At 55.5% G+C, this 19065-nt stretch carries 14 protein-coding genes; 6 read left to right on the top strand and 8 right to left on the bottom strand.

Going from position 1 to position 19065, the window contains the following annotated elements:
* The first annotated feature begins 33 nt into the window (after positions 1-33).
* Positions 34-1293 carry an MFS transporter gene (locus EY643_RS00855; RefSeq protein ID WP_152660421.1) on the top strand — a complete coding sequence of 420 codons (1260 nt, stop codon included), beginning with the start codon at positions 34-36 and terminating at the stop codon, positions 1291-1293.
* A complete protein-coding gene (locus EY643_RS00850; protein WP_240732786.1) occupies positions 1290-2042 on the top strand; it encodes a DUF4956 domain-containing protein in 753 nt (250 codons plus the stop codon). The genes EY643_RS00855 and EY643_RS00850 overlap by 4 nt, the downstream gene beginning before the upstream one ends.
* Here the strand turns inward: EY643_RS00850 and EY643_RS00845 are convergent.
* Positions 2032-3084, bottom strand: a complete 1053-nt coding sequence (locus EY643_RS00845; protein ID WP_152660420.1) for a hypothetical protein — start codon at positions 3082-3084, stop codon at positions 2032-2034. The genes EY643_RS00850 and EY643_RS00845 overlap by 11 nt on opposite strands.
* Before the next feature lie 82 nt (positions 3085-3166).
* Here EY643_RS00845 and EY643_RS00840 point away from each other — a divergent pair, with 82 nt between their 5' ends.
* Positions 3167-4684: an AbgT family transporter gene (locus EY643_RS00840; RefSeq protein WP_152660419.1), complete on the top strand. Its 1518-nt coding sequence runs from the start codon at positions 3167-3169 to the stop codon at positions 4682-4684.
* Positions 4685-4696: 12 nt separating this feature from the next.
* The gene (locus tag EY643_RS00835) at positions 4697-5305 is read left to right on the top strand and encodes a hypothetical protein (RefSeq protein WP_152660418.1); all 609 of its coding nucleotides are present in this window, start codon (positions 4697-4699) and stop codon (positions 5303-5305) included.
* Here EY643_RS00835 and EY643_RS00830 read toward each other — a convergent pair.
* The 4 genes from EY643_RS00830 to nirB form a co-directional block, all read right to left on the bottom strand.
* Positions 5302-6390 carry an AI-2E family transporter gene (locus EY643_RS00830; protein ID WP_152660417.1) on the bottom strand — a complete coding sequence of 363 codons (1089 nt, stop codon included), beginning with the start codon at positions 6388-6390 and terminating at the stop codon, positions 5302-5304. The two genes, EY643_RS00835 and EY643_RS00830, sit on opposite strands and share 4 nt — an antisense overlap.
* A gap of 72 nt (positions 6391-6462) precedes the next feature.
* Complete coding sequence (locus tag EY643_RS00825) at positions 6463-7671, bottom strand: NnrS family protein (protein ID WP_152660416.1); 1209 nt, start codon at positions 7669-7671, stop codon at positions 6463-6465.
* Between the two features lie 17 nt (positions 7672-7688).
* Positions 7689-8018 (bottom strand): nitrite reductase small subunit NirD, encoded by a 330-nt coding sequence (gene nirD, locus EY643_RS00820; RefSeq protein WP_205743114.1) that lies wholly within the window; start codon positions 8016-8018, stop codon positions 7689-7691.
* A gap of 14 nt (positions 8019-8032) precedes the next feature.
* Complete coding sequence (nirB, locus tag EY643_RS00815) at positions 8033-10567, bottom strand: nitrite reductase large subunit NirB (protein WP_152660414.1); 2535 nt, start codon at positions 10565-10567, stop codon at positions 8033-8035.
* Between the two features lie 371 nt (positions 10568-10938).
* Between nirB and EY643_RS00810 the strand changes: the two genes are divergently transcribed.
* Positions 10939-12405: a NarK family nitrate/nitrite MFS transporter gene (locus tag EY643_RS00810; RefSeq protein WP_152660413.1), complete on the top strand. Its 1467-nt coding sequence runs from the start codon at positions 10939-10941 to the stop codon at positions 12403-12405.
* A gap of 9 nt (positions 12406-12414) precedes the next feature.
* A complete protein-coding gene (locus tag EY643_RS00805; RefSeq protein WP_152660412.1) occupies positions 12415-14175 on the top strand; it encodes a bifunctional protein-serine/threonine kinase/phosphatase in 1761 nt (586 codons plus the stop codon).
* Here EY643_RS00805 and EY643_RS00800 read toward each other — a convergent pair.
* From EY643_RS00800 to EY643_RS00790, 3 genes are read right to left on the bottom strand one after another with little or no spacing between them, the layout of a single operon-like run.
* Entirely contained in the window at positions 14168-16243 is a 2076-nt protein-coding gene (locus EY643_RS00800) for a sensor histidine kinase, YfiR-like protein-associated (RefSeq protein WP_152660411.1), read from the bottom strand. The two genes, EY643_RS00805 and EY643_RS00800, sit on opposite strands and share 8 nt — an antisense overlap.
* Positions 16240-16842 carry a YfiR family protein gene (locus tag EY643_RS00795; protein WP_152660410.1) on the bottom strand — a complete coding sequence of 201 codons (603 nt, stop codon included), beginning with the start codon at positions 16840-16842 and terminating at the stop codon, positions 16240-16242. The genes EY643_RS00800 and EY643_RS00795 overlap by 4 nt, the downstream gene beginning before the upstream one ends.
* Positions 16842-18809 carry a TonB-dependent receptor plug domain-containing protein gene (locus EY643_RS00790; protein WP_152660409.1) on the bottom strand — a complete coding sequence of 656 codons (1968 nt, stop codon included), beginning with the start codon at positions 18807-18809 and terminating at the stop codon, positions 16842-16844. Before EY643_RS00790 ends, EY643_RS00795 begins: the two co-directional genes overlap by 1 nt.
* Positions 18810-19065 lie beyond the last annotated feature (256 nt).

Below are 19065 nucleotides of genomic sequence, written 5' to 3'. Positions count from 1 at the left end.
GTAATCATTAGCCGCCCTGTCATAATCCGGCCAATGAAGTCCTTCCTCCCACTGATCCGCGAAGAGTGGCGCTTGCTGCTCTTCGGCTTCACCATGACGTTTGGTTCCAGCCTTGGACAAACCTATTTTATAGGGCTGTTCAGCGGTGAGATCCGGGACGAAATCGGGTTGAGCCACGGCGAGTTTGGCGGCATCTACTCTGCTGCCACACTCGCAAGCGCATTGCTCCTGCTGAAGACAGGGTCGCTGATAGATCGCCTGGACCTTCGCCAATACGCCTACGCGGTCGCCGTTGGCCTTGCGTTGGGATGCCTGTTGATGGCCGGGACGAATGGCGTTGCGCTGCTCTTTGTGGCCATTCTGACCCTGCGTCACCTCGGCCAGGGCCTGATGAGTATGGCGGGGTCCACCACCATGGTGCGCTACCTGGATCGCTACCGGGGCAAAGCCAGCGCGATCAGTGGCATAGGCTATTCCCTGTCTGAGGCCATACTCCCCTCGCTGGTTATCGCGCTCATGGCGATCCTCGGCTGGCGGCTCTCGTGGATATTCTGGGGTTGTGCTCTGTTAATTGCCGTACCCCTCATCACCCGTTTCATGTTGCATGAGCACACCGAACGACACGACAAGTACCTCGCGTCGATCGGCACCGGGCAAGGCGCCAGCGACGGAGTCGCCAGCCGCCAGTGGACCCGGGCAGAAGTGTTGCGCGATAGCGCCTTCTACCTGTTCCTTCCTGCACTGCTGGCCCAGCCGCTGCTTTTCACAGGGTTTATGTTCCACCAGGTTCACCTTGTTGAGGCGAAAGCGTGGGACCTCACAGCATGGGCAAGCTTGTATATTGTTTACGCCCTGACCTCCACCGGATGTAAGCTCATTGCCGGCGTTGTGGTTGACCGCTGGGGCGCCGTGCGAATGGTGCCGCTGGTCTGTCTTCCTTTGGGATTTGGTCTTCTGGCAATCGCCATGACCGACCAATTTACTGCTGCCATCGTCTTCATGTGCCTGATGGGAATCAGTGTAGGCTTCTACTCCACTGTGTCTTCACCCTTCTATGCCGACATGTACGGCACCCTGCATTTGGGGTCAATCAAGTCCGTCACCACCTTTACCATGGTTTTCGCCACGGCTGTCACACCAGTAGCCATGGGCTGGATGATCGATGCCGGTGTTTCCATAAACGCCATGGCACTTGGCGGCCTCGGCTATACCCTGGCAGCGAGTGGGCTGGCGGGGGTTGCCGCGTTCCGCTACATTGGGAGAACCCACCCGCCGTTTGAGGGCAAGTTGTGAACGATGAAGACGCGGTAAATCCCCCGAGCAAAGGACTGCTGTGGCGACTCATGGCGCGCATCAGTATTTACTACGTCGTACTGGGCTGCCTGCTCTATGCGCTCGCCGTCATTCAACCGGATTTAATGCAGCACTTGCCAGTGGGCGGGGTCGCCGACCTGTCGGGCGTGCACGACCCTGGCGCTCGTGAATTCGAGGACGCCTTCCTCAACGACGACATGGACGAGGTAGAGGACACGCTGCGCGAACAAGTTGCTACCGGAGCCTTTCGTTTCGGCGACGCTCGCGCCCTTTTCCTCTCCATGCTGGGCGCAGTATTACTGATGCTGCCGGTTTCCTGGTTATCCAAAGGTATTCATACCGAGGGTGAGCACGACCAGTCCCTCGATGAGACAACTCTCATCCTACCCGCTGTCGTCGCCGGGATCGTAATGGTGGTACAACATAGTCTCGCACTCGCCTTCAGCCTCGCCGGCATCGTCGCTGGGGTGCAGTTTCGCCGCGCGTTGAGCGACACCTTCGACACACTGTTCATCTTCGTAGCAATCGCGGTCGGCATTGCCGCCGGCATAAAGGCGCTGGATATCGCGTTCGTCCTGACTCTGTTTTTCAACTACGCCACATTGCTGGTGTGCCTGTTCGGCGACGGCCTCGACTCCCACCATCAGGCCAGGCGCAAGCGGGAGAAGCGGGCACGCAAGGAAGCCGAAGCACAGGCAAGCACTCCGGGAACTGACATCAGCCCTTGATCACATCCCCGCGGCAGCGCTCGAGGATGTAACGCTTGAACATCCGCTCATTGTTGAGCGTCTTATAGGATTTTTCCAAATAACTGACTGCTCGCTTGCGGTACTTCTTTTCAAGCAGTTCGAACTCAGAGAACAGCGCCAGCGCGGCTTCTCGCTCGGCGTTTAATCGCGCACGCGCCTCGATAAATCGTGCCTCTTCCTTACACCAACCGGTGAAGTAGCGCTGGGTCACCTCTTCAATGGGCAAGCTCTCGGGAGGTGTCGCATAGGGCGCATTGATCAGCCCGGTCGAATCGAAGTCGTAGGCGACCGGTATAAACCCGCTGTCGGCTCCTTCAGGCGCAATTAGTTTTACATTATGGCAGCAGTCTTCGCCTGGAGCGGCGCGGAGGCTGGAGTAATCGGCGTTACCGATGAGATACTGAAAAAGCTCAAGCAACGCTGTCTCGCCAAGATCCAATTGCTGCCGTTTTGGCGTAACGATTTCCACTTCTTCCATATTGGATCTAGCGGCCATGTCATCTACATCTTCGAGTAGGAAGTTAACGCTGCTCCAGTGCGCACCATCAACACCCTGATCGGAATAGCCCACCTCCACCATACGTGTTTCGAAATAATGGGGAGTAAACAGCGCATACAGTTGGTAAAGCAGATATTCCAAATAGACCAACTGCTGATACTTATCGCCGGAACGGCAGGGGCTGACCATTTTCAGCTTGTTCTGGCCATCAAACAAAGTGTCCTGCAATTCCTTCTTGCGAAAGTTGAGCTGCAGTGGCGGCAACTTGCACACCTTGCGTCGATAATTGCCGCGGGTGCGAATTTTTACCGGCAGGCGTACGGTCTCCCCATCTTCGAGGTATGACCAACTCCCATCTAGATAGAGGCGCTTTTCCTGTCCCTTCTGGGCATAGGCCTGACTGAGCGGCGCTGTCAGCGTCGCCTTGAATGCATTGTCACTGGAAAAGAGTGGTGGCGGTGCCGCAATAGTGCTGCTTGCAACCAGCCAAACCATTACCCCCGTGAGTACGGCAGATTTCATGGCCATGCTCCTTTTGCGTCGCTTCAAGTATAGACCAGCTGTGCTAGAGTGCCGCTCAGGCAAATCTCAGGGAGAGCAGGAAATGAACACTGGCAGTGGCAAAGTCCTAGGCGCTATCGAACGCATCGGCAATCGCCTGCCCGACCCCACTATGCTTTTCGTGGGCCTACTCTTTGTGACCTGGCTTCTCTCCTGGGGCCTCAGCTACATCGATTTCGGGCTCACCGACCCCCGCAGCGGCGAGCCTCTAAAGATCATCAATCAGCTAGCCCCAGCGAGCCTCACGGCGTTTTTCGCCAGCATGGTGAAGACATTTGCCCACTTCCACCCAATAGGCGTGGTACTGGTTGCGATGCTCGGAATCGGCGTCGCCGAGCATACCGGGTTCATCAATACAGGTCTGCGGGCGATGATGAACGTCACCGGCAAGGCGTGGCTCACGCCCATGGTCATTCTGGTTGGCATTGTCAGTCACACCGCTGCCGATGCAGGCTATGTACTTGTCATTCCGCTGGGTGGTGTCATTTTTTACGCTGCTGGCCGTCACCCCCTGGCGGGCATCGCAGCCGCTTTTGCCGGCGTGTCGGGAGGTTTCTCTGCCAATTTCGTTCCCTCTGCTATTGACCCGATGCTACAAGGTATCAGTCAGTCCGCTGCCCAGATTCTCGATCCGGATATCACACTCAATCCATTGAACAACTTTTTCTTTACTGCTTCATCCTCGATCGTAATCATCGGGCTGGGTTGGATTATTACCGACCGGGTCGTCGAGCCAAGGCTGGCACATCAGCCCCTGGATGGCGACCTGGAGGGCCTACCTTCGATGGATGCGCTAAACGACAAAGAACGCAGCGGCCTGCGGGCGGCACTGTGGACCATGGGTTTGTGTATTGTCGCGCTCGTAGCATCTGCGTGGCCAGAGAGTTCGGCATGGCGCGGGGCGGGCGGCTCTCTCACGGAACGCGGCGCGCCACTGATGGGCTCGATCGTACCGCTGATATTCGTCTTCTTCCTGCTTCCGTCAATCGTCTATGGGGTGAAGGCCGGCACCGTAAAGTCCTCGCGAGATATTATCGAAGGCATGACCGCGGCGATGCACAGCATGGCCTATTACCTGGTGATCATGTTTTTTATCGCCCAGTTCCTGTACTCATTCGCGCAGTCGAATATGGGAATTCTGCTGGCACTGGAGGGGGCGGCGATGCTGAAGGCGCTCGCGCTTCCCGCGGGGCTTACCATCACCGGCGTCGTGGTCCTCACAGGTCTTCTGAATCTGTTTATCGGCTCAGCCTCAGCCAAGTGGGCGCTGCTGGCACCAATCCTCGTACCCATGCTGATGGAGTTGGGCATTTCGCCAGATCTGGCCCAGGCGGCCTATCGGGTAGGTGACTCCACAACGAATATCATTACCCCGCTCATGCCCTATTTCCCGCTGGTTGTTGTCTACTGTCAGCGCTATATGAAGAATGCAGGTATCGGCACGGTCACTGCATTGATGCTGCCCTACTCCGTGGTTTTTATCACACTGTGGACCTGCTTCCTGCTTGCCTATTGGGCACTGGGTTTACCCCTCGGATTGCAAGCGAGCTATAACTACTAGGAGACCTGGCTAATGAAAGTTCAACATCTGTGCGCCGCCATCGCCACAGTCACCATCGCCAGCTGTGGCTCAGAAACAACGCCCTCAGCCAGTTGCGATTACGCCAGTGGCAACCTGCTGGAAGATACGGGGTTTCGCACACTTGCCGCGCCGCGCCGGGAACGCAAATGGAGTGCATCCGGCCACGCCAATAGCGAGGCGTTCAGCTATTCAGCGAACGATGGAACACTCGAGATCACTCAGGTCGGCTCAGAGCCGTGGTTCCTGTTAAGCCAGAGCCCCGATATGGCAGCCCTGGCGGGAAAGACCATCGAATACACAGCCGAGCTTAAGCTCGATCTCACCGAGTCCACGCACCCCCACAAGTTCAAGCTGGGCGGTGGGCTCGCCTTGTTAGGTAAGAAGTACAACAAGAATGTGTTGCGAGCACACTTCCCACATGAACCTCACATGGGCACTCACGATTGGTTCACCGCGCGAGTCGTTGCGGAAATTCCGCCTCGCACAGATTTCTTGAGGGTGAGCATCATGCATCAGGCCGGCGGCTCATTGCAGGCGCGTAATCCGAGCCTGAGGATTGTCGAGACCGGCTGCCCGCTTACCGTCCTCCCTCAAACCTAGACCCGGGGCGACTCTTCGCCACCCGCCGTCGCGGCTTGATCGCTGGGTGGCCAGTTCGACAGCAGAATGCCGAACCAGGCACTGCGCGGATGCAACAGCGTCAGGAATTTGATCACCATCGTCAAGGGCACCGACAACAACATACCCACAGCACCGAACATGTACCCCCAGAACACCAACGATACAAATACAGCCAAAGTTGATAGCCCGACTGCCTGTCCCATCCACCGGGGCTCAATGACATTTCCAACCACCATGTTAACCACGACATAGAGCGCCACTAGCGAACCTGTCAACAGCGGGCTGCCCTCAAGCAGGGACAACAAAACAGGCGGCACCGCTGCAATAATAGAGCCGACATTGGGAATAAAATTCAATAGGAATGCGAGGAAGCCCCAGAGTGCAGCGAAAGGAGTGTCCAGCAAGATTAATCCTACCCAGATGATGCCGCCTGTAAGCGCGCTGACCAAAGCCTTGGTGCGGACATAGTTATTCATCGATAAGAGCAAAACGGTCGCTGGCTCCACATAGCTGGTTTCGCGCCCATTGGACATGGCGGCCATTTTCGCCGGTAGACTGGAAGCGTCCGCCAGAATAAACAGCACGGTGAACAGAATCAGCACAAAATTGCCGAGTGCATCACCGAGGCCGCCGAGAAAACTACCGAAGTATCCCATCACCGCCGCCGGATCGAGTGCTCGTGCTACACCCTCTTCACTGACGCTGACACCCCAACCTTCCAGCCGCGCCGCCCACCGGTCAACGAGAGCCGTGAACTGTTGTTCATAGCCAGGCATCGCGGCGGCAAAATCGTCTGCTGCAGAACCGATCAGGAAAAACACTGCGAGCAACAGGCCGACAGCGGCCAAACCTACCAGGGTGACCGCCAGGCTCCGTGGCATCCCCCGGGCCGCCAGCATCCGGATCGGCGCAGAACAAATCACCGCAATGAAGACCGCCAGCAGGAAAGGGACAAGCACGTTGGCAGAATAACGAGCGCCGGCGAGAATAATAACAATCGACGCAAACACCAACAGGGAGTCGCGAATGCTGGTGCGGGCAACAGCAGGTGTGGTTTCAGGCATTTTTCGGACCCGTTAAGTAAGTGCCATAGAAAATAGCACAGGCTGGGACATCGCGGGGCGGATCGAGGCTTTTTAACCCGACCTGCCATCCACTCTGGGGCGCAACAAAATCGCCATATAACGCATAATAAATGCGCCGTAAGCGATCACCCATAACAGGGTCGCCAGCCAGATCATGCTGCGGTACTCAAGGCCAACGCTGCTGCCGAAAACCCGGACCAGCGCGGCACAGAAAATCGCTGCCAGCGCGAAAGCCATCAGATGGCCGACAATAATTTTTCGTCCGGTATGCCCCAGCGACACCCTGGAGATCATCGCCAAAATCATGGTGCCCATCGCACCAACCGTCAACATATGGAGGGCCTCGCTATGACTAAAGCCCAAACCCAGCTTGGCGATCGCTAGGAGCGCCAGCCCCGCCGGTATCGCCCAGTACGCGAGATGTAATGACCATACCAACGGTGTTGCAAACGTGACCCAGGTACGCCAGCGCGCTACTCGCAACCCCTGGCAAAGCGCTGCCACCGCCAGTATCGCGGCAGCCCAGACTCCCGCTGGAGCCATTGCAGCCCCCAACGCCATCAACATCACTACCGGACTCAGATTTTCGAGCCAGGCCAGCGGTGGCACGCGTTCGGTGCCTGTACCATTGGCAGTAAACATGGGAGTCACTCTGCCTGCGACCACGGTCATAAGAATGGTCACCAACATCACCATCAGTGTCGATGCCGAAACCGCAGAATTGGACGCAGTGCTGTTAAGAACACTGTAATGGAAGAAGCCATTGGCTACCGTCATCATCAGGAGAATCGGCAGAAACACAATATTGCGCCATTGCCTGATCCGGATGATCGGCAACGCCAGAATGAAAGCGGCTGTGGGCAGGAACAGCAGATCCACTGCACTGACGAACCAGGCTGGGGCCACCTGCGGAGCCAGAAGCAGCATCCGACCGGCCAACCAGAGCAGGACCAGGCCAGCCAGGCTCGCTCCTTTAATCCCGGGTTGTCCTGTCCAGGTCTGAACTGCTGTGAGCAGGAAGCCAACGATGATCGCGGCGACAAAACCAAACAGCATTTCATGGGAGTGCCACCATAGCGGACCGCCAAAAACCAGATTGCTGTTCAGTCCAGTGACAAGCGACGCCCACAGCAACACGGCAATGACGCTGAACCCGGCTCCGAACAAAAAGAACGGGCGAAACGCCAGGCGCAGCAATGGCAGGCTGTCATCAGGCTCCGGTGGTTCGCCGACGCGCCCATCGCTTAGCAATACACTCATTCACCCACGGTATCACATTAGCTTGTGAGCAATACACGATCACCTTCAACTCGCACCGGCCAGGTCTTGAGATTCTGCCCCTCTTCCAGACACTCACCGGTATCCAGACAGAAGTGTTGTTTGTAGACAGGAGAGGCGACAACGGTTTTATCGCCGATATTGCCCACGATGCCGCGGGACATCACGTTGGCGCCACTACAGGGGTCATAGTTTCCCACTGCAAAGTACGCATCCTTGCCGTTGCGAGTGATACGGAAGATAGCGACCTGCTCACCTCCATACAAAGCGGCCCGGCCACTATTGGGAAGTATGTCGTTCACATCGCAGATATCAGTCCAGTTAGTCATTTTATCCACCTCTCCTAGGACGCAGTCGCCAGCACATCGGCCGGGTCACACTTTTCTTCTGCCGTGGCTGGACGAATCTGCTCACGCTCACGCACGAACACCACATTGTCGTCAGTGGCGTCGGAATTCACGAAATGATTAAACCGGGCTACCTTTTCAGGATCTTCGATAGTGGTCTTCCATTCACACTGGTAGGTACCGACCACCGCGGCCATCTGCTCTTCCAGTTCTGTGGCTATCCCCAGGCTATCTTCGATAATGACTTTTTGCAGGTACTCAAGGCCGCCTTCGAGATTCTCCATCCACACCGACGTACGCTGTAGCCGGTCCGCGGTCCGTACGTAGAACATGAAGAAGCGATCGATATAACGGACAAGGGTTTCATCATCCAGATCGGTAGCGAACAGGTCGGCGTGACGAGGTTTCATGCCGCCGTTACCACACACATACATGTTCCAGCCTTTCTCGGTGGCAATCACCCCCACGTCCTTGCACTGTGCCTCAGCACACTCTCGCGTACAGCCGGACACCGCCATCTTGAGTTTGTGCGGTGAGCGCAGCCCCTTGTAGCGGTCTTCCAGGTCAATGGCCATACCTACAGAATCCTGCACTCCGTAGCGACACCAGGTAGAACCGACACAGGATTTAACAGTCCGCAGTGACTTGCCGTAGGCGTGGCCGGTCTCAAATCCAGCATCGATAAGTTCGGCCCAGATCACCGGGAGTTGCTCCATGCGAGCACCGAATAAGTCCACCCTCTGGCCGCCAGTGATTTTGGTATAAAGATCGTATTTCTTGGCGACCTCACCCAGCACGATGAGTTTGTCCGGTGTGATCTCTCCGCCTGGCACGCGAGGCACCACCGAGTAAGTGCCGTCCTTCTGCATATTGGCGAGAAAGCGGTCATTGGTGTCCTGCAACCCCTGATGTTCTTTCTCCAGGACATAGTCGTTCCAGCAGGTAGCCAGAATGGACGCAACAGCAGGTTTACAAATGTCACAGCCCTGACCATGACCATGCTGGTCGAGCAATTCATCGAAGCTGCGGATATTCTCCACCCGGATCAGGCTGTAGAGGTCCTGGCGAGTGTATGGGAAGTGCTCACAGATATCGGTATTCACCTCATAGCCGAGATTTTCGAGCTCTGCGTTCATAACCTGGGTTACCAGTGCGGTGCAGCCGCCGCAGCCCGTCGCTGCAGTGGTCTCACTCTTTAGATCACCCAACTGACAGCAGCCGCCAGCCACTGCCGCAACCAGATCGCCCTTGCTCACATTATTACAGGAGCAAATAGTGGCAGTGTCCGGCAGCGCATCGACGCCAAGCGCGGAGGCCGCACCATCGACGCTTGGAAGTATCATCGCGTCAGGCTGGTCGGGGAGCTCAATCTGGTTCAGGGCGAACTGCAGCAGGTTGCCGTACTCTTCTGCATCCCCAACCAATACCGCACCGAGCAGATGTTTCTTGTCCGCGGATACAACTATCTTTTTATATACCTGCTCAACTTCATTGATATAGGTGTAGTTCAGAGCGCCCTCGGTTTTGCCATGGGCATCGCCGACAGAAGCCACGTCCACTCCCATGAGTTTCAGCTTGGTCGACATATCGGCGCCGGTAAACTCGGTGACGCCGGTGCCACAGATATGCTCAGCGGCTACCTGAGCCATGGTATTTCCCGGCGCGATAAGCCCGAAAATTCGGCCATTCCATAAGGCGTTTTCACCAACAGCATAAACATCACTATCGGATGTCTGGCAGAAATTGTTGACTTCAATACCGCCGCGCTCACCGATGGCCAGGCCGCTTGAGCGAGCCAACTCATCCTGCGGGCGGATACCGGCCGAGAACACAATGAGATCCGTATTCAACTCGGTCTCGTCGGCAAAGCACATCTTGTGCACCGCGCCATCGCCGTCAGTGATCTGTTGGGTATTCTTGCTCGTGTGCACACACACGCCGAGCTCTTCAATCTTTTTCTTCAGCAGTGCGCCACCGCCATCGTCCACCTGCACGGCCATTAGCCTGGGGGCGAATTCAACAACATGTGTTTCCAAGCCGAGATCATGCAGGGCCTTGGCTGCCTCAAGGCCCAATAGGCCACCGCCAACCACGGTACCGATCTTCGCGCCTTCGGAAGCAGCAGTAATCGCTTCAAGATCTTCGATGGTGCGATAGACGAAGCAGTTGTCACGTTCATGCCCCGGGACAGGTGGTACGAAGGGAAATGAGCCCGTGGCCAGCACAAGTTTGTCGTAGTGCACGACCACGCCGTTTGCAGACGTCACCGTTTTCGCTGCGAGATCCACAGCGACAACCTTGTCGCCGACGTGGCAGCTAATGGCGTTTTCCTCATAGAAGCCGGGCGCAACCATATTCAGTGGCTCTGCACTGCGCTGTTCGAACCATCCCGTAAGATGTACCCGGTCATAGGCGACCCGCGGCTCCTCCCCGAAAACCGTGATACTCCAATCCCCACCGGCGGCGACCACCTGCTCTACCACCCGGTGCCCCACGGGGCCGTTACCTACTACTACCAGTTGTTGTGTCATATGGTTCTGCCTGTCATTTCGTCTGGGCGGCCTAAACCGCAACTTGGCTTTTTTCAAAGCGAAAAGGATTGCCCGGTGGGCAAGACTGCGTAGGAAAAGAGGAGCGGAAGAGCACCTAAATGGTGCGTAAAAGAGGCGCACACGCACCTTTTCCGCGCATCCACCATTGGAGTCATATCCTGATTTTAGTGCACGCTGTCGCTGATAAGCCCCGAAACCGCACGGTTTCGGGGCACAACGACGGAAAATCCGCGCGCTTGGCATATTCATTGCAAATCCCATGCCTATTCGACCCAACGGCGGGTTGTAACCCAGCAAGATTCCCTCGAGTAATTTTCGAATCCCCTTTTAACTGCCAAGGAGGCTCTGTCATGAGCAGCCCCGTCAAAGTCCTCGACTTTGCCAACCCATCCATCCGCACCCTGCACCTGACCTGGTTCGCATTCTTTATCACCTTTGTCGTGTGGTTCAGCCATGCACCCTTGATGGCACACATCAAGGAAGCTTTCGACCTCACCACACCTCAGGTGAAAGCGCTGCTCATGCTCAATGTGGCGCTCACCATTCCTGCACGCATCGTGGTTGGCATGTTGGTCGATAAGTACGGCCCACGCGTGGTGTTCAGCTCGCTGCTCATCCTTTCCTCGTTCTTCTGCTGGGGGTTCGCCTTTGCGGACAGCTACGAAATGCTCGCCCTGTTCCGCTTTCTCGGCGGATTCGTTGGCGCTGGGTTTGTCATCGGGATCCGGATGGTAAGCGAATGGTTTCCTGCCAAGCAGGTAGGCATGGCACAGGGCATCTACGGCGGCTGGGGCAACTTTGGCTCCGCCGCAGCCGCGATGACTTTACCCACCGTTGCCTTGATGGTGGGAGGCGAGGACGGTTGGCGTTACGCCATTGCCATGGCCGGCCTGATGTCCTTTGGCTATGGCATCATCTATTACTGGCGCGCGCGTAATACGCCCAAAGGTTCCACCTACTTCAAACCAAAGAAGACCGGTGGACTGGAAGTCAGCTCCTACCGGGATCTGTACTTCTATATCGGCATGACCGTACCGCTATACCTCGCCCTGGCAATACTTAGCTGGCGCCTGTCACCTACCAATCTGGGGCTGTTGTCGGCATCAGCAACTTACTCGATGTACGCAATCCTGATTGGCCTGTTCATCTTCCAGACCAGCCAGATCTGGAAAGTAAACAAGGAGCATCTACGCGACGGCGTGCCCGAGATTGAGAAGTACAAGTTCAAGCAGGTAGCTGCTCTCAACTGGGCTTACTTTGTCACCTTTGGCTCAGAGCTGGCAGTGGTCTCCATGCTGCCGCTTTTTTTCATGGAAACGTTTGAACTGGGGGCAGTTAAAGCCGGCCTGCTGGCCTCTGGCTTCGCCTTTATGAATCTGGTGGCGCGCCCATCAGGCGGTTATTTTTCCGATCGCTTTGGACGAAAACGCTCCCTGTCATTCCTCATTGCCGGCCTTGCTGTGGGCTATCTGGTCATGGCCCGAGTCGACGCCACGTGGATGATTCCGCTGGCTGTGCTCGCCACCATGTGCTGCTCTTTTTTCGTGCAAGCTGGCGAAGGCGCGGTTTTTGCCATGGTGCCTCTGATCAAACGCCGGATGACCGGACAGATTGCCGGCATGGCGGGCGCATTTGGCAACGTCGGTGCAGTGACCTACCTCACTGTGTTGTCTTTTGTTGACGCTTCGACGTTCTTCACCATTATCGCAGCCAGTGCAGCGGTATGCTTTGTCATCGTACAATTCATCGACGAACCCGCCGGCCAGATGCAAGAAGTACTACCCGACGGCACAGTACAACTGATCGATGTTGCATAAAGGAAGAGCATGACGGCGTCCGACGCAAGTCAGGTAAAGCACCTAAGCGGAGACCTCGCCCTGAGGGTTGGCCAGTACTCCGCGGCCGGACGCAAAGCCGAGAACGAAGATGCTATAGGTATCCGTATTCCAGATGGCAATCTACTGACAACGAAGGGCGCTGTAGCCATCATCGCTGACGGCGTGAGCGCTGCCGAGGCCGGCAAGGAAGCCAGCCAGACCTCAGTGACCAACTTCCTATCAGACTATTTCTCCACCCCGGAGTCATGGAGTGTGAAGAAATCGGCCCAACAGGTGCTCACCGCACTCAATCGCTGGCTCTATAGCCGCGGCCGAAGTTTTGCGGACAATACCCGCGGCTTTGTCACTACTTTCAGCGCTTTAGTGCTGAAATCTCAACAAGCGCACCTCTTTCATGCCGGCGACAGCCGCATCTACCAGATGCGCAACGGGTCGCTAGAGCAAATCACAGACGACCACACCACCCGAGTGTCAGAGAAACACAGCTACCTGAGCCGAGCGCTTGGGCTGGATGTGCATCTGGAAATGGATTATCGCAGTCTCAGCATCGAAACCAACGACCTGTATCTGCTGACCACAGACGGCATTCACGATGTGCTGGGGCGCGATCGCATGGAGTATATGTTGCGCGAGCTAACGGCCGATCTCGATCTCGATCTCGCTTGCAAGGCATTGGCTGACGCCGCTTTTGCAGCGGGCAGCAAAGATAACCTGAGCTGCCAGCTAATACGTGTGGATCAGCTACCCGCGGCGGGCATCGATGACGTTGTGAAGCGCCTGACGGAGCTCAGTTTTCCGCCCTTTCTCGAGGAGGGCATGATTCTCGATGGCTATCGGGTTGTGCGCGAGCTACACGCCAGCAATCGCAGCCAGATCTACCAGGTAGAGGATGTTGAATCCGGGGCGCAGTTTTGCATGAAGACGCCCTCGGTGAATTTTGACGACGATCCGGCTTACATCGAACGATTCGTGCTGGAGAGCTGGATAGGCAATCGCATCAATAGCCCCTATGTCATCAAGGTGGTGGAAACTGACCGGCCTAAAAGCTGCCTTTACTACCTGACCGAATATATACCGAGCATCACCCTGTCTCGCTGGATGCTGGAGCACCCCCGGCCAGCGGTTGAAGAGGCTGTCTATCTGATCGACCAGATTGCCAAGGGCATTCGCGCATTTCACCGCCGCGAGACCCTGCATCAGGACATCAAACCAGACAATATCCTGATCGACCGCAACGGCCAGGTAAAGATCATTGACTTCGGTTCATGCCACGCAGCGGGGCTGAGCGAAATAGAGACAGCAATCACGAGAGATATTGCGCTGGGCACGGCACAGTACTCGGCGCCCGAATACACGGTCGGCCGCAAACCCAACTATCAGGCTGATCAATTCTCGCTGGCCGTCATCAGCTACGAAATGCTAACCAGTGAGTTGCCTTTCAGCGGAAAATTGGAGAACTGCAAAAGCCCACGGGATTTCCTCAACACCCACTATACAGAGAGTTATCGAATCAACCCGCTGGTGCCTCACTGGATTGATGGCGCGCTGCGAAAAAGCCTGCGCTACCAGCCTGAGCGTCGTCACGCCGATGTAATGGAGTTCGCCTACGAGCTAAAGCATCCGAATCCGCTGTACCTTGAGTATCGCCAGCGGCCCCTGATGGACCGCGATCCGGTGAGAGCCTGGAAGTTGATAGCAGGCATTCTCGCCCTCAGCCAGCTGGCAACATTCATGTTGCTGTTCAGCTAGCCAAACCAGCTTTTTTTACGAGTGCCACAATGCCTTCGATGGCCATCGGCTTTGCGTAAAGATAGCCCTGGAAAGAATGACAGTTGTGCTGTTTGATGAATGCGTACTGGCTGGGCGTTTCAACCCCCTCAGCAACAACCTTCAGATTCAGATTGTGCGCCATCAGAATAATGGTGCTGACGATCGTCGCGTTGTCCTGAGTCTCACACACATCGCTAATGAACGAACGATCAATTTTTAGCGTATTCAATGGCAGCTGCTTTAGCCGGCTCAGTGACGAGTAGTCCTTACCAAAGTCATCAATCGCAATCTCAATACCGAGGCTTCGGATTCGCTGTAACTGCTGGTGAATATCTGTCGACTGTGTGCCAATCACAGATTCAGTAATCTCGAGCTCGAGATAGTCCCCCGGGAATCCGGTGCGCTCGAGAATACTGGCGAGCTCGTCATACAATTCATCGCCGACGAAATGCCCCGGGGAAATGTTTACCGACAGTTGCTTGATCGGCACTTCCCCACCACCGCAGGACAACACCTCATCGCAGGCTTTTTCGATCACCCAAAGATCGATTTTCTTGATCATGCCCACCTCTTCTGCAAGTGGCACGAACTCTGACGCAGGAATGTCCCCTTCTTCCTCGTCATGCAAACGCACAAGAGCTTCCAGCCCAACCATTTCCAGTGAAGCGACATCAAACTTTGGCTGATAGTGGACGTGGAAACGCCCATCACTCCAGGCCTGGCGAAGTTTGACCTCGAGAGCCAGACGCCGCTCTGCTCGCTGATTCATTGCGCTGGAATAGAATGCAAATCGATTGCCACCGAGCGCTTTGGACGCATACATAGCGGTATCGGCATTCTTGATAATTTCTCCCGTTGTGCACCCATCCTCGGGGAACTGGCTGATGCCAACACTGGTATTTACCTGTAGACCATGCCCATCAATAACAACGGGCGTGTTCACTGCAGCGATAACCTTCTCGGCAACATCGCTCAGCGAATCAGGCTCTGCCTGAGGCAATAATAGCGCGAACTCATCACCGCCAAGACGAGCAAGCGTATCGCTCTCGCGAATACATTCTGCCAGGTTTTCACCTACACGCCGCAGTAACTGGTCTCCAATCGAGTGCCCCAGCGTATCGTTTATCGTCTTGAATCGGTCTAAATCGAGGAACAAAACAGCAGCCGAGTGCTTATAGCGTTCAGCATTCAAAAGTGCCATCTGCAAACGATCTTCAAATGTGATTCTGTTGGCCAGCCCGGTCAGCGCATCATGCGAAGCCTGGTGGGCATATTCATCGGCAAGGCGCCGCAGCTCAGCTGTTCTCTCTTCGACCTTCTGCTCCAACTTCTCTCGAATTTCCAGCAACTGGTTATCTCTGGCCTGAATCTCCCCGAGCATTTCATTGAAGCTGGAAACGAGGCTACCCGTCTCATCCTCGGATTGCTGTGCAGCGCGCAGGGAGTAGTCTCGCGTCGCGGTGATTTTCTTTGCAGTCGCTGCCAGCTCCATGATCGGACGCGTCACTAGCCTATGAAGTCTCGATGCCAGCAACAAACTCACAAGCAAGCCGACCGCATAAACGAGAAGTGCCAACAGACCTTTGCGCAATTGCTGCTGTTGCCAGATTTTCATTTCGGATACCAGCACAACAGTGCCAATGGTCCGACCATCAAGCAAAACGGGTTCAGTGACGCTGAGCACACCGTCGGGAATCTGTAGATCCCGCGCCGATGGCACCATATACTCTGCATCTGCGTTTGCAAAACTCGCGAACACTTCGCCCTGTTCGTCATAGAGAACCGCAAAAACCAGTTCCCTTTCTATACCAAGGCTCGCCAGTGTTTCACCGGCTGAAGCAGGATCACTGAACGCCAAAGAAGAAACAACATTACGGGAAATGATGCCCGCCTCAGCGCGCAACTTTTCATTGAGATGCCCACGCGATGTCATCCAGTCTGAGATGGAAAAGGCCAGTGAAGCCAACACCAGTACGCTGCCACTTACCAACAGCATCACCAGTATCAATTTTTTGCGAATTGATTGGGCACTCCAGGAACCAATCATGGTTCACGCACCTCAATCTCGGCCAACTTCAGTAGCTCGGAACTGAACCTGATGCCCGCCAGCGAAGCAGTATCCAGATTGATCGCAAAGCCGATGCGCTCGCCCCGGCGTTTCAGTGCAAGCACGACACCCTCGGGGATAGGACCCCCGTTATCCGACGCGGTCTGGTCGACGATGGTCAGCGACTGAAGCGAGCCGACCGCAGGCAGGGCTTCATGGAATGCCGGAAGGTCTGCTGCAGCAACGAACAGGAGATGGCATTGATCCTCGTAAGACAAGGTATCCACTACCCGGCTGCGCAAACTTAAAGCACCCACACTTCGGCCCTCAATCAGTTCAATTGCGGATCCCAGCGAGTTTTGTTGATACAGGCAGAGGGTGAAATCCTCTTCGACGTCTAGCGAGGGCGCTTCCGGCCACTTTGCGAACTTGGCGATATTCAATATAAACGCTGCTTTAACGCGGGATACAGTATCCACCTGTCCCGGCGCAGCTTCCGCAGCGCTGACATTTGAAGATATTGCCAACAGACACAGCAGCACTGCATTCAGACAGTACCCTGCCATTGCCCTCACTGACCGGGATATCATCGCGAACATCAGAGATCCAGAGTCCAGGCTAGCTGGGCCCAAACCTCCCGCTCTGCGCGCTCGGTGTTGTGCTGGCCGCCAAAATCAGCAGCCGGGTCGTAGATACGCTCATCAAAGAGGTTATCGACGCCAAGGGAATAGCTAAGACCTTTGGATATCTGGCCACTGGCGAAAATATTGGTGATGACGAATGCGTCCGCGTCGTCATCATCAAAGAAGTTGAGATCTTCGCGGTCGCTGCCATAAATAAACGCTGCTCCGAGTGTATGCCGCTCACTCAGCCGATACTCAAACTTCAGATTCGAGTTCCACTCCGAAAGATAAGGCAAGTCGTACCCGTCCGGATCTTCCGTATTCAGGTAGCTGACCCCAAAACGAATATCCAGTGCCTCGTGAGGGCGCAGGTTTACAACAGATTCAACTCCGTCGAAGGTCACTGTCTCCGAGATATTTGCGAAGTACTCATCCTCGGGCGACGGCACCTCACGGATGTAATTATCCAGCTCATTATGGAACAGGGTGACGCTAACGTTGGCCCAATCCAGTTGGTAGAGATAGGCAAGCTCCAGAGAGTTTATTTCCTCTGGTTCCAGTTCCGGTGGCACAAAAGTATTCCCTTCAAGCACCTTCAGCGACTCACGCAGGTTTGGCGTGCGAATCGCTGTACCGTACATCAACTTTCCGGTATGTCGCTCGCTGGGCTCATACACCAGAGCGGCGCGGTAGTTCAGATGATCACCGTAGTGCTCAAAGTCGTCGTAGCGCACACCCAGCGTGAGTTCCAGTTTCGACGGAAGCACCCAGACGTCCTGGGCGTACGCCGCCAGGTTATCGGCCTCGAAATCAGGCTCAGAAAGAAGATTGCCCTGCTCCGGAGGGTCCAGAAAGCCATCGGCGAAATAGTAGTAACGGGTATAGCTGGTATTGTCGGCAGCCTCCCGCTCCCAAACCACACCGCCTGCCAGAGTGTGTTCACTGAACCTGCGCAAGAACAGTGCAGAAGCGCCCGCCATCGTTGCATCCTGATGTTCCAGATAACCCAGCTGACGGGTCTCTTGCTCAACCTCATGCTCGTGCGCATTGAGATTGTTGTGATAGGCATGCACCTCCAGCCGACCGCTCTCCAGTGACCCCACTTCATAGGCCGCGGTAAACTGGGTCGACTCCTCCTCGATAAATCCATCCTGGGTGGGAGGAATGAAAAGGAACGGGACTTCGCTTTTTTTGTAATCCAGCTTCAGTGTGAGTCCATCGAGAGGGCGCAATTTTAACTGAAGGCTCTGGTAGTCCTCATCCAGAGGCTGCAGTACATCACTGCCGATAAAACTCTTTCGGTCTTCCCTGAACGGCGCGTCCTGTTCCAGATAGCTACCGAAAGCCTGGAATTTCTCACTGTTGTAAAGACCCGAGACCTTGCGCCGCTCATGGTCGCCCACTTCAGCGGTCATTTGCAGCTTGGAATCCGCGGAAAAATCCCGGGTTTTGATCGAAATAATACCCGCAAATGCATTGGCGCCGTAGAGGCTGGATACCGGGCCAAGGACCACCTCGACACTCTCGATCTGCTCCAGTGGAAAGGCATCGTCGAGTGAAAAGTGATTGTAGTAGAGGCTGCGAGTGCGAACACCGTCTACCTCGAGCACCATTTTTGAATTGTAGCGATCAAGCAGTCCACGCACCCAGATGGAGCGATGCCGCTTGCGATACTGGTTAATCTGCACGCCGGGCACAAACTCGAGCAGGTCCGTGACGTTGCGAGCACCGAAACGGGCAAAATCCTGGCGTGAAAACCTGAATACCGTTCCTGGTGCCTTGGTAAGCTGGGTCGGAACACGTGTCGCCGAGGTGAACACCTGCAGATCCATGAGATCGCGCAGAGACATATCCACAATATCTTCTGCATAGGAGGCTGATGAGGCCAATCCAGACAATATCAGGGCACTGGAGGCCATCGACACGCGCTTGTAAAAAACCATGGAGTCTCTTTTCGCTTTTTTATTCTTTAGCCCAACGGCATTACCGGGCCCTGATCGTCACTCCTTAACGAGCAGCGAGGATACTACACATCAAGCACCCGTTATTGGGCAACTCTGTGCCGAAGGTCGCAATTTACACAAAAATTGTGCTTACAGGTGACGGATAGCGCGCGAACCAGTTGAGTGCAGCCACGCCCGGCACAGGTGCACTACGGCCCTGCGGCCCGCTCTACGCCCTCCCGAAACCCGTGTAAAA

This window comes from Halioglobus maricola, from assembly GCF_009388985.1.
GTDB classification, from domain to species: domain Bacteria; phylum Pseudomonadota; class Gammaproteobacteria; order Pseudomonadales; family Halieaceae; genus Halioglobus; species Halioglobus maricola.
The sequence above is the reverse complement of the archived record's forward strand: the minus strand, read 5'-3'. Positions and strand labels throughout refer to the sequence as shown.